The organism is Sphingomonas sp., from assembly GCF_013812825.1.
In the GTDB taxonomy this organism is placed as follows: Bacteria; Pseudomonadota; Alphaproteobacteria; order Sphingomonadales; family Sphingomonadaceae; genus Sphingomicrobium.
The window spans coordinates 25815-49406 of the sequence record NZ_JACCSU010000063.1; the positions used below are offsets into that span (position 1 = coordinate 25815).

Genomic DNA, 23592 nt, shown 5'->3' on the forward strand with positions numbered 1-23592 from the left:
GCTATGGTTGGCATTGCGGCTGACATTGCCTAACGGGCGGCCATGCCGTCCGGTCTCATTGCCCTGCTCGACGACGTCGCCACCCTGACCAAGCTCGCCGCCGCCTCGGTCGACGACGTCGGACTGGCCGCCGGCAAGGCGGGGACCAAGGCGGCCGGGGTGGTGATCGACGATACCGCGGTCACCCCGCGCTACGTGACCGGGCTGCTGCCCGAGCGCGAGCTGCCGATCATCGCCAAGATCACCGTCGGCTCGCTGCGCAACAAGCTGCTGATCATCCTGCCGGTGGCGCTGTTGCTGTCCGCCTTCGCCCCGTTCCTGATCCCGCTGGTCCTGATGCTCGGCGGGTCGTATCTCGCCTTCGAGGCAACCGAGAAAATCCTCGAGAAGATCACCGGCAACATCCACGACGAAATGCAGCTGCTGGTCGCCGAGACCGCGGCGGAGCTCGAGGCGCGCCAGGTCGCGGGCGCGATCCGCACGGATTTCATCCTTTCGGCCGAGATCATGGTCATCGCGCTCGCCGAGCTCGGCGAGGAGTCGCTGGCGATGCAGTCGGGCGCGCTGATCGCGGTCGCCATCGGCATCACGCTCGTCGTCTATGGAGTGGTCGCGTTGATCGTCAAGCTCGACGACATCGGCCTGCACATGGCGGCGCGGCGCAGCGCCGCGGCCCAGTCGATCGGCCGCGGCCTGGTGCACGGAGTCCCCTATCTCCTCACCGGCCTGTCCGGGCTCGGCACCGCGGCGATGCTGTGGGTGGGCGGCGGAATCATCCTCCACGGCATGGAGGAATTGCACTTCGAAGCGATCCCGCACGCCATTCACGACGCCGCGCACGCGATCGCGGTGACGGTCGGAACGATGATTCCGGTGGTCGAATGGCTGGCGAATGCCCTCGCCGCGGCGATCGCCGGGCTGATCGTCGGCGGCGTGATCGTCGGGGTGATGCACCTGCGGCCCAGGCGGCGGCAACACGCCGACGGCGCGGCCGGCAGCGAAGAGACCGTCCAGCCTTAATCGAAGTGCAGCCGGCGGTAGCGGCCGCGGAAGAACAGCAGCGGGTCGAGGCTCGGGTCGAAGCTGGCCTTGAGCACATGGCCGACCAGCAGGTGGTGGTCGCCGCCGTCGTGGACCGCATGGCGCTCGCATTCGAACACGCTCAGCGAATTGCCGAGCACCGGCGCCCCGAATTCGCCCGGCGACCAGTCGCTGGGGCCGAAGCGGTCCTCGTCGCGCGTCGAAAAGCGGATCGAGGCGGGTTGCTGCCCGGTCTGCAGCACGTTGACCGCGAAATGGCTCGCCGACGTCAGCGCTCGGGCGCTCGCCGCCATCTTGTGGATGCAGACCAGCAGCAGCGGCGGCTCGAGCGACACCGAAGTGAAGCTGTTGGCGGTGATCCCGAACGGGCGCCGGTCCGAATCGAAGCAGGTGACGACGGTCACCCCGGTGGCGAAGCAGCCGAGCGCGTCGCGCAGGGTCCGCGGGTCCGACCCGGTGCGGTATTCGCCGGTGCGCGGCTGAGTATGCTTTGGGTCGGCCATGCGTGCCCTTGTAGCGACGCCAATCGGCGCCGCCATAGGACTAGCGTTTCGTCGCCATGATGTCGCTGATCTCGCGCATCCGGCCGGTATACACATCGCTGAGGCACGAGTCCGAGCGGCAGGCGTCGCGCTGGGCGACGAAGCGTTCGCGCGTGCCGAGCAGCCGGGCCCGCCGGACGGCGTCGGCCTGGCCCCACGACTGGCCGTAGAGCACGCCCAGATGGCGATCGAGCCTCGCCAGGCCGGCGTTGTTGCACACCGAGTTTTCGCCGCGCCCTTTGGCGACCCGGCAGTTGAAGCTGGGATTCGCCGGCGCATCGGCCGCTCGCTGCGCCACGCTGTCCGATTGCGCCGCCGTTCGCGCCGATTGCGTCGCCGTTCGGGCCGGCTGCGGCGCGACTCTGGCGCGGGGTGGCGCCGGCGCCAGCCTGGGCAGCGGCGGCTGCTCGTCGAAATGTGGCCCCACTTCGGCCGGAGGCTCGGCGACCGGCTCCGGAAGCGGTGCATCCTGCGGATCGCTGACCCGCTCGAGCGTGACCAGCGGGGTGACGATCAGGCCATCGTTGGACACGCCGACGACGCTTGCGCCACCGGCCGCGGGCTTCACCGTATAGCCGATGTCGGCCATCAGGTTCCGCCGCCCGTCGAGAACCGCGACTCCGGGCGGCAGGTCGAGCGCGACCCACGCTCGGCAGCGCACCGTCCCAAGCCTGGAGTCCGCTTGCCGGAGCTCCGGCAAATCGATCCGGATCATCGAATAGCCGGCAATCTGGTCGAACGCCGCCCGGTCGCGGCCGCGAATCCCCGCCGCCCGACGGAACAGCTCGCGCTTGATCTGGTCGCCGGTCCCCGGTGACCCGCAATGCGCTGCGGGATTCTGCTCTGGAGAGGCGATCGCGTCGATTGGTGCAGCGGACATTCTTTCGGGCAGTTCGCGCAAGAACAACGGGGGCCGGATCGCGACCACCAGCAGCAGCGCGACCGCCGTCACGGCGAACAGGGCGCTTGGGCTGGGCCGCGGCCTCCGCGGTGCGACGCTAGTTGACCTTTGGAGGGCGCGCAGCTGGGCCCGCTTGAGGTCATATTCGGAGCGCCGGCGCCAATCGCTGAGCACCGCGTAAGCGTTGGTGATCGCCCGGGCGCGCTCGGCCGCTTCCGTCGATGAATTGCGGTCGGGGTGGTAGCGGCGCATCAGCGCCAGATAGGCGGCGCGGATGACCACGTCCTCCGACGTGGGCGAGACCCCCAGGGTTGCGTAATGGTCCGGTGTCACGATTCCCGCGCTGCCCAGTCCTCAATCGTCTGCCGAGGTTAACTATACAGTCCGAGCGCCCGCGCTCAAATCGTCAGCAGCTCCTCGGCATCGGTTCGCAGGATTTCCTCGACCGTCGCCTCGACCGTCTCGGACACCAGGTAGAGCGGCTGGAACACGTCATTGCGATAGGCGGTGCGCACCGCCCGCCGCACCGAGAAGGGCAGCCGCTCGACACGATCGCTCTCCAGGCTGAAATGTGCTTCGCCGAAGCTCGACGCGAGCCCGGCCCCGAGGATCTTCAGGTCGCCGCCTTCGCGGGCCAGGCCGAACTCGACGCTGTGCCAGTAGATTCGAGCGACGCGCTCGCCATGCCCGGCGGCGATCGCCGCTCCGCCCAGCCGCCCGACATGCTCGATCATCCCGGCATAATCGTGGTCGGCCAGCATCGGGATGTGGCCGAACAAGTCGTGGAAGCAGTCGGGCTCTTCCAGATAGTCGAGCTGCTCGACTGTTCGGATGAAGTTGCCGACCGGGAAGACGCGCTCGCTCAGCATGGCGAAAAAGATGTCGTCCGGGACCAGCCCGGTCACCGCCACCGTCTGCCACCCGGTCCGCGGCTCGAGGATCGCGTTGAGCTCGTCGAGGTCGGGCACGCCGGGATGCGACAGCCGAAGCAGGTCGATGCCGTCGAGGAACGGGCGGACAACCCGGCTGCCGAGCAAGTCCACCTGCCGCGCAAACAGCAGGTCCCACACCGCGTGGTCGTCAGCGGTGAACGCGTCCCAGCGTTGCGGCACGACATAGTCCCGCCAGCCTTGGGGCGTGTCGGTCCTTGCTTGGGCTCTGTGGCGCATATTCATGTTCCTTCGGGCAATAAAAAACCCGCCGAGCGGAGGCTGGGCGGGTCGAGGCTGGAGTTCGTCTGTCGCGAATCGCGTCAGCCGGTGCCAACCTCGCAGCGATAGTAATTGCCATCCGCTGCGGCGCGGCGGCTGGGAATCAAGGCGGTCGAACGAGTCATTGGAGCTGCTTATCGCATCCGTTTCCTGAACGCCAACTGTCGGCGCCCGCTTCCGCGAACGCGGCCGCGCATTGCGCCCCAATCCGGGACAGGCGCGGATGGCCGTTTGCGCGAAGGGGCGCAGCCGGACGATGCGTTGATGATGCTTTGCGCAATCTTCACCATGCTTGCAGCCACCGCGTCGTTCGAGCCGGCCCGCGAAGCCCCAAGCGCCTCGCTTGGAGTCACCGCGACGGTCGTCCGCCCGGTCGAGATATCGCCGCCGTCGATCGACTCCGGCGGGGCGGTCGTCACCATCCGCAACACGCTTGACGTCGAGGTGCTGGTGGCGGGCGCGAGTGCCGACACAAGCGATCCAGACACGACGATCCTGACCGGCGACGGCGCCGGGCCGGTGGTCATCACGCTCGTCTATTAGCCGGCCGGCGACACCCGTTCCGCCAGCGCGTTGATCGCCTCGGCGAGCGCCACATCGCGCTCGGTCACTCGGCCGGCATCGTGGCTGGTCAGTCGGAAATCGACCTTGTTCCAGACGCTGGTGAACTCCGGATGGTGGTCGACCTTCTCGGCGTGCAGCGCCACCCGCGTCAGGAACGCGAAGGCCTCGCTAAAGTCCTTGAACTTGAAGCTGCGCGCCAGCGCCTTGCCGCTGTCGTCGAGATTCCAGCCATCGGGAATGGTTGCCATCTTTGCCTCCTGATGTCGTCATTGCGAGGAGCGCAGCGACGAAGCAATCCAGTTCTTCTGTTTGCTAGATTGCTTCGCTGCGCTCGCAATGACGGCGGTGCGCCAAATCTTGCAAAGCGGCACGCGCAGTCTGTCCGGGGGACAGGCGAGCATGGCGCTGCGCGACCGGCCGAAGCCTTGCAAACCGGCATATCCGGGAGCAGGGAAAAGCCCGCAAAGAGGAGGATTGGGAATGGCCACCGCTGTTGCCGAAAAAGGACCACTCGGCCTCGAGAACCCGATGGGCACCGACGGCTTCGAGTTCGTCGAATATGCCGCCCGGGATTCAGAGCTGCTGCGCTCGCTGTTCACGAACATGGGCTTCCCCGAGGTCGCGCGCCACAAGCGCAAGGCCGTCACCCTGCACCGGCAGGGCGACTGCAACTTCATTATCAACTCCGAACCCGGCAGCTTCGCCGAGGAGTTCGCCGAGGCTCACGGCCCGTGCGCCTGCGCGATGGCGTTCCGGTTCAAGGACGCCAGGGCCGCGCACGCCCGAGCGCTCGAGCTCGGCGCGACCGACGTCAAGAGCGACGTTGCCGAGGGCGAGCTCGAAATCCCGGCGATCGAGGGCATCGGCGGCTCGCGTCTCTATTTCGTCGATCGCTATGCGCAGCGCGGCACGATCTACGAGGTGGATTTCGAGTTCCACCCGGACTGGCGCCAGCGCGAGGCCGACCAGGCGTCGCATCTGACCTACATCGACCATCTCACGCACAACGTGAATCGCGGCCGGATGGCGGTCTGGGCCGATTTCTACGAGCGGCTCTTCAACTTCCGCGAAATCCGCTACTTCGACATCGAGGGCAAGGTCACCGGGCTGTTCTCCAAGGCGATGACCAGCCCGTGCGGCAAGATTCGGATCCCGCTCAACGAGAGCCAGGACGACAAGAGCCAGATCGAGGAGTTCCTGCGCGAATATAAGGGCGAGGGCATCCAGCACATCGCGCTGGGCAGCGACGACATTTACGCCGCGGTCGATATCCTTCGCGGCCGCGCAATTCCGTTCCAGGACACGCCCGAAACCTATTACGAGCTGCTCGACAGCCGCATCGAGGGCCACGGCGAGTCGCTCCCCGAGCTCCGCAAGCGGGGCATATTGATGGACGGCGCGCCGACCGAAGGGCAGGGGCTGCTGCTGCAGATCTTCACCCAGAACGTGATCGGCCCGATCTTTTTCGAGATCATCCAGCGCAAGGGCAACGAAGGCTTCGGCGAAGGCAATTTCAAGGCGCTGTTCGAGTCGATTGAGCTCGACCAGATGCGCCGCGGCGTGATCTGATGAAGGTTCCATGTTCCCCGGCGAAGGCCGGGGCCCAGGCCGATGCGAAGCAACGGTTCCCGCTGCCCTGGACCCCGGCCTCCGCCGGGGAAAAGTGAAGTAATGACCGAAGCCTTCATCTGCGACGCCGCGCGGACTCCGATCGGCCGCTACGGCGGAGCGCTTGCGTCGATCCGCGCCGACGACCTCGCCGCGATCCCGATCCGGGCGCTCGTCGAGCGCAACCCGTCGGTCGACTGGGGCGAACTGGACGACATCATCCTCGGCTGCGCCAACCAGGCGGGCGAGGACAACCGCAACCTCGCCCGGATGGCGGGGCTGCTCGCGGGCTTGCCCGACAGCTCGGGCGGAGTGACCCTCAACCGGCTGTGCGGCTCTGGGCTCGACTCGGTGGCGATGGCGGCTCGTTCGATCCGCGGCGGGGAGTCGGACCTGATCATTGCCGGCGGCTCGGAAAGCATGAGCCGGGCGCCGTTCGTCCTGCCCAAGGCAAGCCAGGCTTTCGACCGCACCGCCGAGATCTACGACACGACCATCGGCTGGCGCTTCGTCAACCCGAAGATGCGCGATGCCTACGGCGATGACACCATGCCTTCGACCGCCGAGAACGTTGCCCAGGAGTTCCAGGTCACGCGCGAGGACCAGGACGCGTTCGCTCTTCGCAGCCAGCAGCGAACCGCGGCGGCGCAGGCCAATGGGCGGCTCGCCGCCGAGATCGTCCCGGTCCCGATCGCGCAGCGCAAGGGTGAACCGCTGGCCGTCGAGCGCGACGAGCATCCGCGCGAGACCAGCCTCGAGTCGCTGGCCAGGCTGAAGCCGATCGTCCGCGCCGACGGCACCGTCACCGCCGGCAATGCATCGGGGGTCAACGACGGCGCCGCTGCGATCATTATCGCCAGCGAGGAAGCGGCGAGGCGCAACGGCCTGACGCCGCGGGCGCGGGTCCTCGGCGGCGCGGTCGCCGGAGTGCCGCCGCGGATCATGGGCATCGGCCCGGCGCCCGCGTCCGGGAAATTGCTCAAGCGGCTGGGCTTCAAGATCGACCAGATGGACGTGATCGAACTGAACGAGGCGTTCGCCGCCCAGGCGCTGGCCGTGCTTCGCCAGCTCGGTCTTCCCGACGACGCCGAGAACGTGAACCCCAACGGCGGCGCGATCGCGCTCGGTCACCCGCTCGGCATGTCCGGCGCGCGCCTCGCGCTGACCGCGACCGAACAGCTGCAACGCGATGGAACGAAACTGGCGCTGTGTACGATGTGCATCGGCGTCGGCCAGGGAATCGCGCTGGCGCTCGAGCGGGTCTGATGCGCGAGGGAAATCGCGCTCCGATCCGGGCGGTGCTCGAGACCGTCATGGACCCGGAAATCCCGGTCGTCTCGGTGGTCGACCTCGGGATCGTCCGCGACGTCAGCGACGACCGGGTGACGATCACTCCGACCTATTCGGGCTGCCCTGCGACCGAGGTCATCGAGCGCACCATCCGACAAGCGCTCGACTTAGCCGGTTTCGGGCACGTGGAAATCAAAACCGAGCTCGCGCCGCCGTGGACGACCGACTGGATCAGCGAGAAGGGCAAGGACGCCCTCAAAGCCTACGGCATCTCGCCGCCCGACCTGGCCAAGGCCGCGACTTGCCCGCTGTGCGGCTCGACCGACACCGAGGAGGTCAGCCGCTTCGGCTCGACTCCGTGCAAGGCGCAGTGGCGCTGCAGAACGTGCCTGGAGCCGTTCGACCGCTTCAAATGCCACTAGGCTAGCGGCGTCACCACTCCGCGAAGCTTCCGTCGGAATGCCGCCAAACCGGGTTGCGCCATCGGTGGCGCTCTTTGTGCGCTTCGCGAACCGCGTCCTCGTCGATGGTGATTCCGAGGCCCGGCCCCTGCGGGATCCGGAGATAGCCGTCCTCCGGAGTCAGCACCTGCTGGTCGCTGCAGAATTCCAGCAGGTCGTGGCCGACATTGTAATGGATGCCCAGGCTCATCTCCTGAATGGCGACATTGGGAGTGCAGGCGGCAAGCTGCAGGCACGAGGCCAGCGCCAGCGGCCCGAGCGGGCAGTGCGGCGCAACAGCGATGTCGTAGGTTTCGGCCATTGCCGCGATCTTGCGGCATTCGAGGATCCCGCCGGCGTGGCTCAAGTCCGGCTGGATGATGTCGACGGCGCCCATCTCGAAGAACGGCTTGAAGTCCCAGCGCGAGAACAGGCGCTCGCCGAGCGCGATCGGGGTGCTGGTCAGTTCGGCGATCTGCCGCAGCCCGTCGGGGTTCTCGGACAGCAGCGGCTCCTCGATGAACAATAGTCCCAGCGGCTCAAGGACCTTGGCCAGCTGCTTGGCCATCGGCCGGTGCACTCTGCCGTGGAAATCGAGACCGACGTCCATGCCCGTCGCCTGCGCCGCTTCGACCCGCTTGACCACCTCGTCGAACAGCCGGGGGGTGCCGATCCAGTCGAGCTCGGCGGTGGCGTTCATCTTGACCGCGGAGAAGCCCTGGTCGCGGCGGACCTTGGCCGCGTCGGCGATCTCGCTCGGCCGGTCGCCGCCGATCCATGCGTAGGCGCGGATCTTGTCGCGCACCCGGCCGCCGAGCATCTCCCAAGCGGGCAGTCCGACGACCTTGCCTTTGAGATCCCAAAGCGACTGCTCGAGCCCGGCGAGCGCCGACATCAGCACCGGCCCGCCGCGGTAGAAGCCGCCCCGGTAACTAACCTGCCAGATGTCCTCGATGCGCCGCGGGTCATGGCCGATGAAGCGATCGCGAAGCGCCTCGAACGCGCCGTCGACGGCTTCGGCGTGGCCCTCGAGGCTCGCCTCTCCCCAGCCCACCGCGCCGTCGTCGCTCTCGACCCGCACGAACAGCCAGCGCGGCGGGACGTAGAACGTCTCGATCCGGCCGATCTTCATGTCATTCCCCGGCAAGACGAGTTTCGTCGAGGTCGCGGCCGGCGGCATCATGGTCGTCATGCTCGCTCAGCTTCTTGATCGGCACCACCAGGCACACGCTCGATGCCGGCAGCACGTTGCGCCAGTCGGCGATCAACTGCTTGTAGGCCTTGCCGACGTTGCGCATCTTGCGGTCCAGGTCGAACAGCCCGAGCGGGTTGATGTTGCCGTTCTGCTCTCGAAGCGCGGTGTCCCAGTCGATCTGGTCGATCAGCGAATACCAGGTGAAGCCGACGGTCGGGATTCCGACGTTGCGCAGCCGCAGAACGTTGGCCCATTCCTTCCACAGCCACTTGACCGCCTCGTCCCCGTGCGGACCCTCCCACAGATTGGTCTCCGTGTGCATCACCGGAACCCGATAGCGGTTGTAATATTGGCGGGTGATCTCGGTGTAACCGAACACTTCGCCCGCCGCGACGGTCCGCCCGTCGGCGAACACGCGATGCTCGTTGAGCTTGTAATAATCGTTGCCGAGGATGCAGTGCTGCTTGAGCCGGTGCTCGAGGAACCAGTGGTACTCCTCGCGGGTCATGCCGTTGTCGGTCAAAAACTCGTACATGCCGCTTTCGACCCGGCGCCCGTAATTGAGGTCGAGCGACAGGAACCGCATCTGGTTCAGGACTTCGGCGCGGCCGATCGCGGCCGGGCTGTCGGCGTGATAATATTCGGTCGATTCGCTCTGGATGAAGATCGCGTCGTGACGGCGCTTCAAAATCTCGATCATCGCCAGCACATTGGCTTTGACGATGAGCTTGAGCGCGGTGACGAACGAGCGGTCGTCCTTCATCTGCTCGTTCCACCAGCCGTACTTGGCCGAGAACACCGCGCAGATGAACATCTCGTTGATCGGCGTGTACAGCTGCACCCATGGGTAGCGCTCGGCAAAGGCGCCTGCGTAGGTCGCGAACAGCTGTGGGAAATCCGGGTTCTGGAAGTTGCCGACCCAGTCCGGCACTCCGAAATGGCACAGGTCCATGATCGGAGTGATCTCCCGTCGCCTCAGGTCGGCGAACGTCAGGTCGGCGAACTCCCAGTCATATTTACCGGGCCCCAGCCACGTGCGGTGGATTGGAGGGCCGTAGCGCAAATAGTTGATGCCGATTTCCTGGACGCAGTCGAAATCCTCGCGCCACCGTTCATAGTGGCCGCTCGACTCCATCTGGTCGATTCGGGTCTTGCCGTGATTGATCGTCGGGATGCTGTTTTCGATCCCGGTCGCGAACATGAAGTTAGCGATGGTTCAATCTCCTTGCCCTGCTGCTCGTCGGCCCTTGGTTCGCTTGCAAAAGCGCGTCAGCCTGCAAAGGGAATTTCAGCGATGCCCCTAACGCCCGGCGTCGCAACAAACAAACCCCCCGCCTGCGGTTGCACCGCCAGCGCTGCTTGGTCGAGGCCGATGCTCGCCGAAGTGATGTACAGCCGATCGAGGCCGCTCCCCCCGAATGCGCAGCTGGTCGGCCGCGAAACCGGCACCTCAATGGTCTGGAGCAGCTGCGCATTCGGCGAGTAGCGGCGAACGCACCAGCCTTCCCAGAAGGCGATCCACAAACAGCCTTCGGCATCCACCGTCATTCCGTCCGGGTAGCCCTCGCCCTCGCCGTAGGTCGCGAACACGCGGCGGTTGTCGGCGTTCCCTTCGCCGTCGAGGTCGAACACATAGGTGACCTGCCGCGCCGAATCATTGTGGTACATGAGCTCGCCTAACGGGCTGAACGCCGGTCCGTTGGTGACCTTGTAGCCCTCGTCGATCGCCGTCCAGCTCAAGCCCGGCTCGATCCGGTAGAGCGTGCCGGTGGCTTCCTTTTCTGTATCGTCCATGCTCCCGGCCCAGAAGCGGCCGGAGCGATCGACCTTGCCGTCGTTGAAGCGGTTGTCGGGCAGATGCTCCTCGGGATCGTCGACGATGTCGAACCGCCCGGAGCCGAGGTCGATCTGGGCGATGCCATGCTCGGTGCCGGCGATGAACCCGCCGCCCGCCCGCGGCGCCAGCGACCCGACCCGCAGCGGCGTTTCCCACTGCTCGACCTCGCCGCCCCGGCCGAGGCGGAAAATCTTCCGCCCCTTGATGTCGAGCCAGTAAAGCGCCGATTCGCGGCTCACCCACACCGGCCCCTCGCCGAGCACGGCGTGCACGTCTGCGACGCAGATGACGTCCGATTCGTCCTCCATCCGCGACTCGATAACCTCGCCTGCTCAAAAGAAAACCTTCGGACCCATGTCGCGTCGTCGCGAATTTTCGTCCAATGAGCCGACGCATGCGCTGGGCAGAAGGTTTCATCGCCGTCGATTGGGGCACGACCAACCGCCGCGCCTATCTGATTGGCGGTGATGGCAGCCGTGGCGAGGAGTTCGAGGACTCGAAGGGAGCTCTCTCGGTGCCGCCAGACGCGTTTCCATCGGCGGTGGCGGAGATCCGCGACCGGCTCGGCAACAAGCCGATGCTGGCCGCAGGCATGATCGGTTCCAACCGCGGCTGGATCGAGGCCCCATATGTCCAGGCCCCGGCGGGCCTGGACGACATCGCACGCGCTCTGGTGTGGGGGGACGAGGACACTGCGATCGTTCCCGGGGTCTTTGACGACGATCGCGCCGACGTCATGCGCGGAGAGGAGGTGCAGCTGCTCGGCGCGGCTGCGGCGGGGATGATCCCGTCGGACTGCCTCGTCTGCCATCCCGGCACCCACAACAAATGGGTCGAGATCGCTGGCGGCCGGATCACCACCTTCCGGACCGTCATGACCGGCGAATTGTTCAACCTGCTCAAGGAGCACAGCATCCTCGCCGACCTGCTTGCCCCACCGGTCGAGCCCGGCGCCGCGTTCGACGCCGGTGTGCGCCGCGGCTTGCGCGCCGACGACCTTTCAGCGGAATTGTTCTCGGTCCGCGCCCGGGTGCTGCTCGGCAAGGCCGCCGGCGAAGACGCCGCGTCGTACACGAGCGGCCTGCTGATCGGCGGCGACGTCCGGATAGGTCTTGGATCGGTGGCCCCGGCCACGGAAGTGGTGGTGATGGGCCGCCCCGAGCTGACCCGGCTCTACGCGGCCGCGCTGGCCGGCGTCGGCCGGGAAGCGGTCGAGCTTGACGGCGAGCGCTGTTTTGTCGCCGGAATTCAGCAAATCGCGGAGCGGATCGAATGAGCGAGAACATTCGGGATTATCTCAGGCAGTGCCCGCTGGTGGCGATTATCCGGGGAGTGACGCCCGACGAGGCGGCCGCGATCGGGGCGGCGGCTTTCGACGCCGGCATCCGGATCATCGAGGTGCCGTTGAACTCGCCCGATCCGCTGGCCAGCATCGCCAGGCTTTCCACCAGCCTGGGCGACCGCGCTTTGATCGGCGCCGGCACCGTGCTCGATCCAGGCCAGGTGGCCGACGTGAAAGAAGCCGGCGGTCGCCTGATCGTCTCCCCGAGCACCGACCCGGCGGTCATTCGCGCGACCGTTTCGGCGGGCCTCGTCTCCTCCCCCGGCTATTTCACTCCATCGGAAGCGTTCGCCGCGATCGATGCGGGCGCCCATGCGCTCAAATTGTTCCCCGCCGAAGCCGCGACCCCGGCGGTGATCCGGGCGCAAAGAGCGGTCCTGCCCAGGGACGTGCCGCTGATCGTCGTCGGCGGCGTCAAGCCGGACTCGATGCAAGCCTGGCTCGAAGCCGGCGCCGACGGCTTCGGGCTCGGCTCGGGCCTCTACAAGCCCGGCCAGTCGCCCGCCGAGACTGCCGAGAAAGCCCGCGCCTACGTCGCCGGGCTCGGCCGCTGATGCGGCCGCTCAGGATCGCCATCATCGGTTTCGGCAAGATCGCCGCCGACCAGCACGTGCCCTCGATCGCCGCCAATCCGCGTTTGGAGCTCGCCGCCACTTCGAGCCGGTCGGGAGTCGGGCCGGCGCCGCAATTCACCGACTGGCGCCGGCTGCTCGAGGAGGTCGACGGGCTCGAGGCGGTCGCGATCACCACTCCGCCGTCGGTCCGCTATGAGATCGCCCGCGAATGCATCGAGCGCGGCCTCCATGTCCTGCTCGAAAAGCCGCCGACCGACACCTTGGGCGAGATCGAGGACCTCGCCTGCCTGGCCGAGGGGCGCGAGGCGACCCTGTTCACCACCTGGCACGCGCAGCATAATCCGGCGGTCGAAGCGGCCGCCGAGGCGCTCGCCGGAAAGCGCATCGCGGCGATGGAAATCCTGTGGCACGAGGACGTCCGCAAATGGCATCCGGGCCAGCGCTGGATCTGGGAGCCGAGCGGCTTTGGAGTGTTCGACCCCGGCATCAACGCCTTCTCGATCGCCACCCGAATCTTCCCCGGCGGCTTGTTCGTCGCCAATGCGGAGCTCCATTATCCGCAAGACGCGCAGACCCCGATCGCAGCCGAGATCGAGTTTTCCAGCGCGGTCGCCGACGGGCCGCTTCGATGCAGCCTCGACTGGCGCCGGACCGAGGGCGAGGAGTGGACGATTGCCGTCCGCACCGCCGATGGAACCGAGGTTCGCCTGGAGAGCGGCGGCTCGCATTTGTCGATCGACGGCGAGCACCGACCGTTCGAAAACCCGGGCGAATATCCGGACATCTACGCCCGGTTCGTCGAGCTAATCGACGAGCGCCGGAGCCATGTCGACGTCGCTCCGCTGCGCCTCGTCGCCGACTGCCTGCTGGTCGGCCGCCGCCACATGGTCGAATCCGCTCCCGCGTGATAAGCTATTCGCACTGCTGGAGTCGCGTCGCTCGGTGGGGAGGGTGAGCAGATGAACGTCGCAATTATGGACGAGCTGGTGCGGACCGACCAGGCGTTCGCCCGCAACTGGCTGCTTGCGACCTTTCCGCCCGATGCCCGGGCGATGATCGAGCCTCATTCATCGGTCGTCGAGCTCGAGGTCGGTTCTGTCGTCCACGCCTGCGGTCAGGATGTCGTCACCAGTTATTTTCCGTACGGCCAGACGATGATCTGCCTCTGCCTCGATCTTGGCGACGGCCGGTCGATCGAGGTCGCTTCGGTCGGCCAGGAGGGCGCGGTCGGCGGAATCGTCAGCTGCGGCCGCGCGCCTGCTTTCGCCCGCGCCGAGGTCCTGATTCCGGGTCCGGCGCTGCGGATTCCGATGCCGCTGCTCGAGGACACGAAGCTGCGTTCGGCACACATCCGCAACCTGTTCTGCCGCTTCTCCGATTATTTGCTGAGCCAGGTGATGCAGTCGGTCGCCTGCAACGCCTTTCACCCGATCGAGGCTCGGGCGGCGCGCTGGCTGCTCACCGCCCAGGACCGCGCTGGAAGCCGCATTGAACTCACGCAGGAGGCGCTGGCCCGCCTGCTCGGGGCGCGGCGGACAACGGTCAACGCGGTGGCGCGCATTCTCCAGGACGAGGGCCTGATCAGCACCCGCCGCGGGGTCGTCCAGGTCATCGACCGTGCCGGCCTCAAGCGACGGTCGTGCGAATGCTACGCCGCGGTCGAGAGCCATTTCGGCGGCATCATCGGCACCAGCGGCAGCGGCGGCAGCGCCGGCTGCAGCTAGCCGGCCAGGCGCCAGCGCAGAGTCTCGCCGGCCTGGAACGGGACCACTCCCGCGATCTCTTCCGGCACGGCGCTGTCCGACCGTTCCAGCATGACCGTCCCCTCGTTGAGCGGCAGCCCGTAGAAGCGCGGACCGTGCTCGGAGGCGAACGCCTCGAAGCGGCCGAGCGCATTGTCTTCCTCGAACACGGCCGCATAGATTTCCAGGGCGAATGGGCTGTTGAAGATGCCCGCGCAGCCGCACGCCGATTCCTTGGCCGAGCGCGCGTGCGGGGCGCTGTCGGTGCCGAGGAAATATTTGGGCGAGCCCGAGGTCGCCGCCTTGCGGACCGCGTCGCGGTGACGCTCGCGCTTGGCGACCGGCAGGCAATAGGCGTGCGGCCTCAGGCCGCCGGCGAACAAGGCGTTGCGGTTGATCACCAGATGGTGCGGAGTCACCGTCGCCGCGACGTTCGGCCCCGCCTCGCGCACGAAGTCCGCGGCCTCGGCCGTGGTGATGTGCTCCAGCACGATCCTGAGCTCGGGAAAATCGCGGGTCAGCGGCTCGAGCACCCGCTCGATGAACACCGCCTCGCGGTCGAACACGTCGACTTGCGCATCGGTCACCTCGCCGTGGACCAGCAGCGGCATGCCGATGTCCTGCATCCGCTCCAGCGCCGGACGGATATTGCGCACGTCGGTGACTCCGAGCGCCGAATTGGTCGTTGCATTGGCCGGGTAGAGCTTGGCCGCGACCCACACGCCCGACTCGTGCCCGCGGCCGAGCGTGTCGGGGTCTACATCGTCGGTCAGATAGCAGGTCATCAGCGGCGTGAAGCCTTCGCCCGCCGCCGCGGTGATCCGCTGCCGGTACGCGTCGGCCCCCTCGACGCTGGTTACCGGCGGGTCGAGGTTGGGCATCACGATCGCCCGGGCGAACTGGCGCGCGGTATAGGGCGCCACCGCGCTGAGCATGTCGCCGTCGCGCAGATGCACGTGCCAATCGTCGGGGCGGCGGATGGTCAGCGTTTGCAATGCCACGGCGGCTCCTTAACTGAGGGCCATGGCCCAGAACAGCCTGACGTCCACCACCCTCACTGACCGGGCCGTGATCCGCCTGTCGGGCGAGGGCGTCCGCGGGTTTCTCCAGGGCCTGGTGACCAGCGATGTCGAAGGCGCGCTCCCGGTCTGGACGGGACTGCTTACGCCCCAGGGCAAATGCCTGTTCGACTTCCTCGTGTGGGAGGACGGGGATGATCTATTGCTCGATTGCGAAGCCGAAGCCGCCGACGACCTCATCAAGCGTCTCGCGATCTATCGCCTGCGCCGCCCGATCACCATCGAGCGCGATTCCGGGCTGGCCGTCCACTGGTCGCCCGGCGGCAGCGACGGGGTGCCGGACCCGCGCCTCGGGGACCTCGGTCGACGCTGGCTGGCACCGGCCGCCGCTCCCGCGACCGGCTGGCTCGAGCATCGCCTGCGCCTTGGGGTCACCGAGGGCCGGGCAGAGCTCGGCGACATCCTCTGGCTCGAATGCAACGCCGCCGAGCTGAACGGAGTCAGCTTCTCCAAAGGCTGCTTCGTCGGCCAGGAGAACACCGCCCGGATGAACTGGCGCGCCAAGGTCAACCGCCGGCTGCTGGTCGTTCAGACCAGCGAGAGTGGCCCGCGCACCCGAGTCGCTTATCCCGAGCTCGGTCTCACGGTCGAGCATCGGCGCCTCGACGATCTCACCGGAGCGATCATCCCGGCCTGGCTCGAGCCGGTCCTCGCTTGAACATCCGCGCCGCCGCGCCTGGCGATCACTCGGCGATCCGCGACGTCCTGCTCGCCGCCTTCCCGGGCCCCGACGAAGCCGATTTGGTCGAGCAGCTGCGCGCCGACGGCGACGCGGCCATCGAGCTGGTCGCCGAGCAGGACGGCCGGATCGTCGGCCACATCCTGTTCTCGCCGGTCCACGGCCCGTTCCGGGCGCTTGCGCTGGCCCCGGTCGCGGTTGCGCCCCAGCGGCATGGCGAGGGCATCGGCTCGGCGCTGATCAAGGCCGGCCACGAGTTGGCACGCGGCCAAGCCTGGGACGCGATCTTCGTGCTCGGCGAGCCGGCCTACTACCGCCGTTTCGACTATGACCCCGCGCTCGCGGCGGGCTTCGACAGCCCCTACGCCGGCCCCTATTTCATGGCCCTGGCGCTCCGCGGTGCCCTGCCCGCGACCGAGGGCCAGGTGACCCACGCCCGCGCGTTCGCCGGCCTCGGCTAGCCATCGATCACCGCGTAGGCGCGCACCGGGAATGTCCCCATCCCGGCGACCTTCGGCGGCACCGCCGAGAATCGGAACCCGCGGTCGGGCAGCTGCTCGAGCCCGCGCATATGCTCGCAGATCGGGACCTCCGCGGCGAGCAAGCGCGAATGCACCGGCCGCGAGCGGGTGCGCGTGTCGTCGATATTGTAGCTGTCGATCCCGACCAGCACCGCGCCCTCCTTCACCAGCCACTCGGCCGCGGCTGCCGTCAGAAACGGGTGCTCGGCGCAATAGGAATCCGTTCGCCAGTGCTCCGCCCAGCCGGTGTGCACCAGCACCGCCTTGCCGCGAACGTCCAACCCTTCCAGGTCCGCCGCATCGGTCGCGATCCCTTGGCCGTGCGGCCGGCGAACGACCACGCCAGGCAAGTCCGCCAGCGATTTCAGCGGCAGTTCGGCCAGGTCCTTGCCGTCCGCGTAGCGATGGAACGGGCTATCGAGATAGGTGCCGGTGTTGGCCACCATGTCGATGCGGCCGATCTGGAAACTCGAGCCGTCGTCGTAGTTCGCCGCCGAGCCCTCGCGCGTCCAATAATCGCAGATGTGCGGCCCCGGCAGTCCCTGGTAGGTGACCATGCCATGCTCGATCACATGGCTGAGGTCGACGATCTCCGCTTCAGCGATATGCGCCACAGCGCCACTCCTCCAATCATCATCCACACGACGTTGAGCGCCGCTGACGGCACGGCCCCGTGCCACCAGCCGTTGATGATGAAGCCGGCCGCGCCAACGACGTTCATCCCCTGGTAGAGCGGGGATTGACCACTGGTCTTTCCCATCGACAGCAGAAGATAGGCTCCGAGGATCAGCGAGGCGCCGACCCAGCCGGCCACTTCGACAAACACTTCGAGCGGAGTCACCAGCTCCGCCCGTCGATCTCGCGGACCTCGACGCCTTCGAGCAGTGCCGGGTCGACCAGGCGCGCGTTGACCCCCATGCGCTCATAGGGCGGTTCGCTCAGCGGAACCCAGTGCGTCGGGTTCCCGCAATTCGCGCACCGCAACACCTTCAAGAATCTCTCGTCAGGAGGCAGGTCGCTGCGGACATATTCATCGAACTTGCCCTCGATCAGCAGCTCCTCGGACGCATAATAAATACCCCACCAGCCGGTCGTCGCGCACAGGCTGCAGTTGCAGTGGTTTACGTAATCGGGCTTGCGCGGCAGCCGTATCGTCGCCCGGCCGCAGTGGCAGCGCGCGACCAGCTCCGGCTCCGGCATCAGGCGGCCAGCTTCCGGAGCACGTAATGGAGGATCCCGCCGGCGCGGAAATATTCGAGCTCGGTAAAGGTGTCGATCCGGCAGCGGGCGGTGAAGCTGAACTCCGACTTGTCGGCTCGGCGGACCCGGACCTCGACCTCCTGCCGCGGCTGCAAATCGGCGATTCCGCTGACCGAGAACTTCTCGTCGCCGGTAAGGCCGAGGCTCTCCGCGCCCTCGCCGTCGCGGAACTGCAGCGGCAAGACGCCCATGCCGACCAGGTTCGAGCGGTGGATTCGCTCATAGCTCTGGGCGATCACCGCTCGAACGCCGAGCAGGAGCGTGCCTTTGGCTGCCCAGTCCCGCGAGCTGCCGGTGCCATATTCCTTGCCGGCGATGACGACCAGCGGCCGCCCGTCAGCCTTGTACAGCATCGCCGCGTCGTAGATCGGCAGCGTTTCGCCGGTCGGCGCATAGCGAGTGAAGCCGCCCTCGACATTGTCCAGCATGTGGTTGCGAATGCGGATGTTGGCGAAGGTGCCGCGCATCATTACCTTGTGGTTGCCGCGCCGCGCCCCGTAGCTGTTGAACTCGCCGCGGCTCACCTGGTGATCGAGCAGGTAACGGCCGGCCGGGCTGTCGACCTTGATCGCGCCTGCCGGTGAGATGTGGTCGGTGGTGATCGAATCGCCGAACACCGCCAGCGCCCGTGCCCGTTCGATGTCGCCGGGCGGCACGGGGGTCATGGTCATGCCCGTGAAATAGGGCGGGTTCTGGATGTAGGTCGAGTTCGGCGGCCACGAGTAGGTTTCGCCGGCGCCGATGTCGATTGCCCGCCAGCGTTCATCGCCCGTGTAGACGTCGGCGTAGCGCGACGTGAACATGTGCGAATGCAGATGCTCGTCAATCAGCGCTCGCACTTCCTCATTGCTCGGCCAGATGTCCTTGAGGAACACCGGTTCGCCGTTGCGCGCGGTTCCGATCGGCTCTGTGGCGAGATCGGAGCGCACGGTGCCCTTGAGCGCATAGGCGACGACCAGCGGCGGCGAGGCGAGATAATTGGCCCGGCAGTCGGGCGACACGCGGCCCTCGAAGTTGCGGTTGCCGGACAGCACGCTGACCGCGACCAGGTCATGGTCGGCGATCGCCTTGGAGATCGGCTCGGCGAGCGGACCTGAATTGCCGATGCAGGTGGTGCAGCCGTAGCCGACCAGGTCGAAGCCCAGGGCGTCGAGGTCCGCGCTGAGGCCGCTGGCGTCGAGATAGTCGCTGACCACCTTGCTTCCGGGCGCCAGGCTGGTCTTGACCCACGGCTTGCTGGTCAGCCCTTTCTCGCGCGCTTTCCTGGCCACCAGTCCGGCCGCGACCAGCACGGAGGGGTTCGAAGTGTTGGTGCAGCTGGTGATGGCGGCGATCACCACGTCGCCGTTGCCGAGGTCGTAATTCTCGCCTTCGACCGGGACCCGCGGGTCTTTGTCCTTCTTGTACGTCGTCTCCAGCTCTTCGTTGAACTGGTCGTCGACCTCGGACAGCAGCACCCGGTCCTGCGGCCGCCGCGGCCCGGCGAGCGAGGGCTCGATGCTGGTCATGTCGAGCTCGAGCGTATCGGTGAACACCGGCTCGGGCGAGGAATCGTCGCGCCACAGGCCCTGCGCCTTGCAATAGGCCTCGACCAGCTCGATGCGCGCCTCGTCGCGGCCGGTGAGCTTGAGATATTCGCAGGTCCGCTGGTCGATCGGGAAGAAGCCGCAGGTCGCTCCATATTCGGGCGCCATGTTGGCGATCGTCGCTCGGTCGGCGAGGCTCAGTGAATTGAGCCCGGGCCCGTAGAATTCGACGAACCGGCCGACGACGCCCTTGGCGCGAAGCATCTGGGTGACCGTCAGCACCAGGTCGGTCGCGGTGATGCCCTCGCGAAGCTCGCCGCCGAGGCGGAAGCCGACGACTTCGGGGATCAGCATGCTGACCGGCTGGCCGAGCATCGCTGCTTCGGCCTCGATTCCGCCGACTCCCCAGCCGAGCACTCCGAGCCCGTTGACCATGGTCGTGTGGCTGTCGGTGCCAACCAGTGTGTCGGGATAGGCAAGCATCACGCCCGCCTGGTCCTCGCTGGTCCACACGCACTGGGCGACATATTCGAGGTTGACCTGGTGACAGATGCCGGTGCCGGGCGGCACGACCTTGAAATTGTCGAACGCCTGGCTGCCCCACTTCAGAAACTCGTAGCGCTCGCCGTTGCGCTCATATTCGAGCTCGACGTTCTTGCCGAACGCGCGTGGAGTGCCAAACTCGTCCACCATCACGCTGTGGTCGATCACCAGATGAACCGGCACCAGCGGGTTGATCTTCTGCGGGTCGCCGCCGAGCTCTTTCATTGCGTCGCGCATGGCCGCAAGGTCGACCACCGCCGGGACGCCGGTGAAATCCTGCATCAGCACCCGTGCGGGACGGTATTGGATCTCGCGCGAAATCCGCCGTTCCTTCAGCCAGTCGACCATCGACTGGAGGTCGTTGCGGGTGACCGTCTCCCCGTCTTCGAACCGCAGCAGATTCTCGAGCAGCACCTTCATCGAGAAGGGCAGGCGGGACAGGTCGCCGAGCGCCTCGGCAGCCTTGGCAAGCGAGAAATAGGTGTAGCTCTTGTCGCCGACGGCGAGCGTGGAACGGGTGTTGAGACTGTCCTGGCCGGTCGGGATCATCGCAGGTCCTTGGGGTCGAAGCGGCGAAAGCCGCGCGAGGGGGCGCTGTGGGCGCCTTAGCAAGCGAGCAAGCCGATTTCAAAGGACCGGGGGTGCGTAGGCGATCATGCCCCAGAGCATTGCCGCGACGGCGGCTGCCATTGCTCCGGTGGCGACCCAGCCGAGCGCCCGCAGAGTGCCGGTGACGCTGAACTTGCCCATGATCGACTTGCGCGACGCCATGAGCATCATCACGGTCATCACCGGCACCGCGACCACGCCGTTGATCACCGCCGCCCAGACCAGCGCCTTGATCGGATTGATCGGAGTGAAGTTGATCAGCGCTCCGACCGCGGTCGCGGCGACAATCGTCCCGTAGAAGGCCTTGGCGCGCCGGGGCTTGCAGTCGAGCCCGACCGGCCAGCGCAGAGCTTCGCCGAGCGCGTAGGCGGCCGAGCCGGCGAGGACGGGGATCGCCAGCAGGCCGGTGCCGACGATGCCGAGCGCGAACACGGTCGAGGCGTAGGGGCCGGCGACCGGAGCGAGCGCCGCCGCGGCTTCGGCCGACGTCGTGATGTCGGTGATTCCATTGGCGTTCAAGGTCGCGGCCGCGGTCAGGATGATGGCCAGCGCGACCAGGTTGGATGCGGCCATTCCAATCAGCGTGTCGAGCTCGATCCGCCTGAGCTCGGAAGGCCCGTCCTTCGGTGCCCGGATCAACGGTTTGCGTTCGTCGAACTCGCGGACGTCCTCGGCTTCCTGCGACGCCTGCCAGAAGAACAAATAGGGACTGATGGTGGTGCCGAAGATGGCAACGATCATGGTCAGCGCCGCCGAGTCCAGAGTGACGGTTGGAACAACGAGGCCGCCGAGCGCGCGGCTCCAGGGTATGTCGACCAGGAACAGGGTGATCACATAGGCGAGCAGCGCGACGGTCAGCCATTTCAGCACCCGCACGTAATTCCCGTAGCGCATGAACACTTCCGAGAGCGCGCAAAAAGCCGCGTAAATCACCAGGAACGCGCCTGGGCGAAGTCCCGATACAAGCGCCGTCGCATCGGCCATCGCTCCCAGGTTCGCGCCGATGTTGATGGTGTTGGCGATGAGCAGCAATGTCACCAGCGAGATCGTCAGCCACGCCGGATAATGGCGGCGCAGATTGCCGGCGATGCCGTGCCCCGTGGTCCGGCCGATCCGCGCGCTGATCATCTGCACCGCCGACATCAGCGGGTAGGTGAAGATCATCGTCCAGCCGAGGCCGTAAGCGAACTGGGCGCCGGCCTGACTGTAGGTGGCGATGCCGCTGGGATCGTCGTCCGACGCGCCGGTGATCAGGCCGGGACCGAACACGTTGCGCAGCCGGATTTGCGGCTTCTTGAAAGCCCTTCGGATGTACCGTTGATCAGCCGCCGGCGCGGGCAGGGGTTGGCGATTGGCCATGGTTGCGGGGGGGTAACGGATTATGGCTGTTCCAGTTGCGCTCGAGGGAACAGCCGATGCTGGACCTGGACGACCGGCGAGGGACTAGATCCAGCGGCGCCATTTGAAATACAGGACGGGGAGCACCGCGCTGGCGAGGATCAGGCCCAGTGCGAACGGATAGCCGTACAGCCAGTCGAGCTCCGGCATATGCTCGAAGTTCATCCCGTAGATGCCGGCGACCAGGGTCGGCGGAAGGAAGATCAGCGCCGCCCAGGAGAACAGCTTCATCGCCGCGTTCTGCTCGACGCTGATGAGGCCGAGCGCCGCGTCGAGCAGGAAAATCAAATTGTCGCCCAGAAAGCCGCTGTGGTCGACCAGCGAGCTGACGTCCGTCATCAGGCTTCCGACGTGGCCGCGTGCCGTCTCATCGGCTTTGACCGGCGTGGAGGCTCCGAGGAAGCTCAGCAGGCGAGCGGTGCTGACCGCGGTCTCGCGAATTTTGGCGAGCAGCGACTGGGCGCGGCCGATTCGGGTCAGAAGCGCGGTCAGCCGCTGCGCTGGAATGCGCCGCTCATCGACTTCCTTGCCGAAGATATGGGTCGAGATCCGCTCGATCTCGGCGCCCGACGCCTCGAGCTCGTCGGCGAGTCGCTCGATGATCGCGTCGAGCAGCCGGACCAGCACGGTCAGCGCATCGCGCGCCAACCCGGGCTCGCGGAGCACGTGATCGCCGAACGCGAGCACCGGCAGCGGGGTCGCATAGCGCACGGTGACCAGGCGATTGTCGGCGAGAACGAAGCCGATGGGCGTGGTTTCCGGCTTCCCCTCCCGGACGCCGCGAAGCGCGCTCAAGGTCATGTAGAGGGCACCGTCGCGCTCGAACAGACGGCTCGAGGGTTCGATTTCGGTCAGCTCCTGCTGCGTCGGGACATTGTGCCCGATCAGCTTCTCAACCAGCTTTTCTTCCTCGCGCGTCGGCTCCTCGAGGTCGATCCAGGTCGCGTTCGGCGGAATTGGGCCATGGTGCGGATCGATGAAGCCGCCATCGCAATCGGGTCCGTAGGCGCGCAGCATGGGGATGGGTGATGGTTAGAACCGTGGCGCTTTGCAAGCCGCTCGGCTCTGCTAAGCCTGGTCCGGATGTCCATTCGTTCGCGCGCCACTCTCGCGGGCGTGCTCATCCTTCTCGCGACCATGGCGGTCCTGCTGGCGATGGGCCGGCCGCCGATCTGCGCGTGCGGGGAAATCGAGCTGTGGGGAGCGGTCGGGCCGAAGCAAAGCCAGATGCTCGCCGACTGGTACAGCCCGAGCCACATCGTCCACGGCTTTCTGTTCTACGCCGCGCTGCACATCGTCGCGCGCCGCTGGACGGTGGAGCGGCGCTTCCTGATCGCGCTTCTCGTCGAGGCCGCGTGGGAGGTCATGGAGAACACTCCGGCGGTCATCGACCGCTACCGCGAGGCGACCATCGCGCTCGGCTATTCGGGCGACAGCATTTTGAACAATATGAGCGACATCGCGATGATGGCCCTCGGCTTCCTCGCCGCGCGCCGGCTGCCGCTGTGGGCATCGGTGCTGATTGTCCTTGCACTCGAGCTGATTCCGCTGCTCGTCATCCGCGACAATCTGTTCCTCAACGTCTGGATGCTGCTGGCTCCGAACCAGGCCGTGCTCGAGTGGCAGTCGGGCGCAGCTTGAACTGAGGGCACCATTCGGCGAGCAAAGCATTGAAGACTGCGAACAATT

General features: G+C 66.8%; 26 protein-coding genes. 12 read left to right on the forward strand and 14 right to left on the reverse strand.

Annotated features, from left to right (window positions below):
* The first annotated feature begins 42 nt into the window (after positions 1–42).
* The gene (locus H0T81_RS08265) at positions 43–1020 is read left to right on the forward strand and encodes a DUF808 domain-containing protein (protein ID WP_294011716.1); all 978 of its coding nucleotides are present in this window, start codon (positions 43–45) and stop codon (positions 1018–1020) included.
* On the opposite strand, the gene H0T81_RS08270 is transcribed toward H0T81_RS08265, so the two are convergent.
* The 3 genes from H0T81_RS08270 to H0T81_RS08280 all read right to left on the reverse strand — a co-directional run bounded on the left by H0T81_RS08270 (position 1017) and on the right by H0T81_RS08280 (position 3653).
* Entirely contained in the window at positions 1017–1544 is a 528-nt protein-coding gene (locus H0T81_RS08270; protein WP_294011718.1) for a flavin reductase family protein, read from the reverse strand. The two genes, H0T81_RS08265 and H0T81_RS08270, sit on opposite strands and share 4 nt — an antisense overlap.
* Positions 1545–1584: 40 nt before the next feature.
* A complete protein-coding gene (locus H0T81_RS08275) occupies positions 1585–2817 on the reverse strand; it encodes a DnaJ domain-containing protein (RefSeq protein ID WP_294011720.1) in 1233 nt (410 codons plus the stop codon).
* 65 nt (positions 2818–2882) lie between these two features.
* Complete coding sequence (locus H0T81_RS08280) at positions 2883–3653, reverse strand: phenylalanine 4-monooxygenase (RefSeq protein WP_294011722.1); 771 nt, start codon at positions 3651–3653, stop codon at positions 2883–2885.
* Positions 3654–3926: 273 nt separating this feature from the next.
* On the opposite strand from H0T81_RS08280, the gene H0T81_RS08285 reads away from it, so the two are divergent.
* Entirely contained in the window at positions 3927–4238 is a 312-nt protein-coding gene (locus H0T81_RS08285) for a hypothetical protein (RefSeq protein WP_294011724.1), read from the forward strand.
* Here the strand turns inward: H0T81_RS08285 and H0T81_RS08290 are convergent.
* Complete coding sequence (locus H0T81_RS08290) at positions 4235–4507, reverse strand: 4a-hydroxytetrahydrobiopterin dehydratase (RefSeq protein ID WP_294011726.1); 273 nt, start codon at positions 4505–4507, stop codon at positions 4235–4237. The genes H0T81_RS08285 and H0T81_RS08290 overlap by 4 nt on opposite strands.
* Before the next feature lie 232 nt (positions 4508–4739).
* On the opposite strand from H0T81_RS08290, the gene hppD reads away from it, so the two are divergent.
* From hppD to paaD, 3 genes are all read left to right on the forward strand, one after another.
* Positions 4740–5828, forward strand: a complete 1089-nt coding sequence (gene hppD / locus H0T81_RS08295; RefSeq protein ID WP_294011728.1) for a 4-hydroxyphenylpyruvate dioxygenase — start codon at positions 4740–4742, stop codon at positions 5826–5828.
* Between the two features lie 102 nt (positions 5829–5930).
* Positions 5931–7133, forward strand: coding sequence for a 3-oxoadipyl-CoA thiolase (pcaF, locus tag H0T81_RS08300; protein ID WP_294011730.1), 1203 nt, complete (start codon positions 5931–5933; stop codon positions 7131–7133).
* Positions 7133–7579, forward strand: coding sequence for a 1,2-phenylacetyl-CoA epoxidase subunit PaaD (paaD, locus tag H0T81_RS08305; RefSeq protein ID WP_294011732.1), 447 nt, complete (start codon positions 7133–7135; stop codon positions 7577–7579). Before pcaF ends, paaD begins: the two co-directional genes overlap by 1 nt.
* A gap of 10 nt (positions 7580–7589) precedes the next feature.
* Here paaD and dgoD read toward each other — a convergent pair whose 3' ends face one another.
* From dgoD to H0T81_RS08320, 3 genes are all read right to left on the reverse strand, one after another.
* Positions 7590–8729, reverse strand: coding sequence for a galactonate dehydratase (gene dgoD / locus H0T81_RS08310; protein ID WP_366474127.1), 1140 nt, complete (start codon positions 8727–8729; stop codon positions 7590–7592).
* A gap of 1 nt (position 8730) precedes the next feature.
* Positions 8731–9993, reverse strand: a complete 1263-nt coding sequence (locus H0T81_RS08315) for a family 1 glycosylhydrolase (protein ID WP_294011736.1) — start codon at positions 9991–9993, stop codon at positions 8731–8733.
* Between the two features lie 68 nt (positions 9994–10061).
* Positions 10062–10937, reverse strand: a complete 876-nt coding sequence (locus H0T81_RS08320; RefSeq protein WP_294011738.1) for an SMP-30/gluconolactonase/LRE family protein — start codon at positions 10935–10937, stop codon at positions 10062–10064.
* Positions 10938–11023: 86 nt separating this feature from the next.
* Between H0T81_RS08320 and H0T81_RS08325 the strand changes: the two genes are divergently transcribed.
* The 4 genes from H0T81_RS08325 to H0T81_RS08340 are packed head-to-tail and all read left to right on the forward strand — an operon-like array spanning position 11024 to position 14270.
* Entirely contained in the window at positions 11024–11905 is an 882-nt protein-coding gene (locus H0T81_RS08325; RefSeq protein ID WP_294011740.1) for a 2-dehydro-3-deoxygalactonokinase, read from the forward strand.
* Positions 11902–12525, forward strand: a complete 624-nt coding sequence (locus tag H0T81_RS08330) for a 2-dehydro-3-deoxy-6-phosphogalactonate aldolase (RefSeq protein ID WP_294011742.1) — start codon at positions 11902–11904, stop codon at positions 12523–12525. The genes H0T81_RS08325 and H0T81_RS08330 overlap by 4 nt, the downstream gene beginning before the upstream one ends.
* Positions 12525–13454, forward strand: coding sequence for a Gfo/Idh/MocA family oxidoreductase (locus H0T81_RS08335; RefSeq protein ID WP_294011744.1), 930 nt, complete (start codon positions 12525–12527; stop codon positions 13452–13454). Before H0T81_RS08330 ends, H0T81_RS08335 begins: the two co-directional genes overlap by 1 nt.
* Positions 13455–13505: 51 nt before the next feature.
* Positions 13506–14270: a Crp/Fnr family transcriptional regulator gene (locus H0T81_RS08340; protein ID WP_294011746.1), complete on the forward strand. Its 765-nt coding sequence runs from the start codon at positions 13506–13508 to the stop codon at positions 14268–14270.
* Here H0T81_RS08340 and pyrC read toward each other — a convergent pair.
* The gene (gene pyrC, locus H0T81_RS08345) at positions 14267–15289 is read right to left on the reverse strand and encodes a dihydroorotase (RefSeq protein ID WP_294011748.1); all 1023 of its coding nucleotides are present in this window, start codon (positions 15287–15289) and stop codon (positions 14267–14269) included. The two genes, H0T81_RS08340 and pyrC, sit on opposite strands and share 4 nt — an antisense overlap.
* A 22-nt stretch (positions 15290–15311) precedes the next feature.
* On the opposite strand from pyrC, the gene H0T81_RS08350 reads away from it, so the two are divergent.
* The gene (locus tag H0T81_RS08350) at positions 15312–16025 is read left to right on the forward strand and encodes a folate-binding protein (protein ID WP_294011750.1); all 714 of its coding nucleotides are present in this window, start codon (positions 15312–15314) and stop codon (positions 16023–16025) included.
* Positions 16022–16507, forward strand: a complete 486-nt coding sequence (locus H0T81_RS08355) for an N-acetyltransferase (protein WP_294011752.1) — start codon at positions 16022–16024, stop codon at positions 16505–16507. The genes H0T81_RS08350 and H0T81_RS08355 overlap by 4 nt, the downstream gene beginning before the upstream one ends.
* Here the strand turns inward: H0T81_RS08355 and H0T81_RS08360 are convergent.
* The 6 genes from H0T81_RS08360 to H0T81_RS08385 all read right to left on the reverse strand — a co-directional run bounded on the left by H0T81_RS08360 (position 16504) and on the right by H0T81_RS08385 (position 22920).
* A complete protein-coding gene (locus H0T81_RS08360; protein WP_294011754.1) occupies positions 16504–17181 on the reverse strand; it encodes a cyclase family protein in 678 nt (225 codons plus the stop codon). The genes H0T81_RS08355 and H0T81_RS08360 overlap by 4 nt on opposite strands.
* On the reverse strand, positions 17136–17408 hold the full coding sequence (locus H0T81_RS08365) for a hypothetical protein (RefSeq protein WP_294011756.1): 273 nt from the start codon (positions 17406–17408) through the stop codon (positions 17136–17138). Before H0T81_RS08365 ends, H0T81_RS08360 begins: the two co-directional genes overlap by 46 nt.
* On the reverse strand, positions 17405–17767 hold the full coding sequence (locus H0T81_RS08370) for a GFA family protein (RefSeq protein WP_294011758.1): 363 nt from the start codon (positions 17765–17767) through the stop codon (positions 17405–17407). The genes H0T81_RS08365 and H0T81_RS08370 overlap by 4 nt, the downstream gene beginning before the upstream one ends.
* Positions 17767–20445, reverse strand: coding sequence for an aconitate hydratase AcnA (gene acnA, locus H0T81_RS08375; protein ID WP_294011761.1), 2679 nt, complete (start codon positions 20443–20445; stop codon positions 17767–17769). The genes H0T81_RS08370 and acnA overlap by 1 nt, the downstream gene beginning before the upstream one ends.
* A 78-nt stretch (positions 20446–20523) precedes the next feature.
* Positions 20524–21864, reverse strand: coding sequence for a divalent metal cation transporter (locus tag H0T81_RS08380; RefSeq protein WP_294011763.1), 1341 nt, complete (start codon positions 21862–21864; stop codon positions 20524–20526).
* Between the two features lie 84 nt (positions 21865–21948).
* Positions 21949–22920 (reverse strand): magnesium transporter CorA family protein, encoded by a 972-nt coding sequence (locus H0T81_RS08385; protein WP_294011764.1) that lies wholly within the window; start codon positions 22918–22920, stop codon positions 21949–21951.
* A gap of 66 nt (positions 22921–22986) precedes the next feature.
* Here H0T81_RS08385 and H0T81_RS08390 point away from each other — a divergent pair, with 66 nt between their 5' ends.
* Positions 22987–23544 carry a DUF2585 family protein gene (locus tag H0T81_RS08390; protein WP_294011766.1) on the forward strand — a complete coding sequence of 186 codons (558 nt, stop codon included), beginning with the start codon at positions 22987–22989 and terminating at the stop codon, positions 23542–23544.
* The last annotated feature ends 48 nt before the right edge of the window (positions 23545–23592 follow it).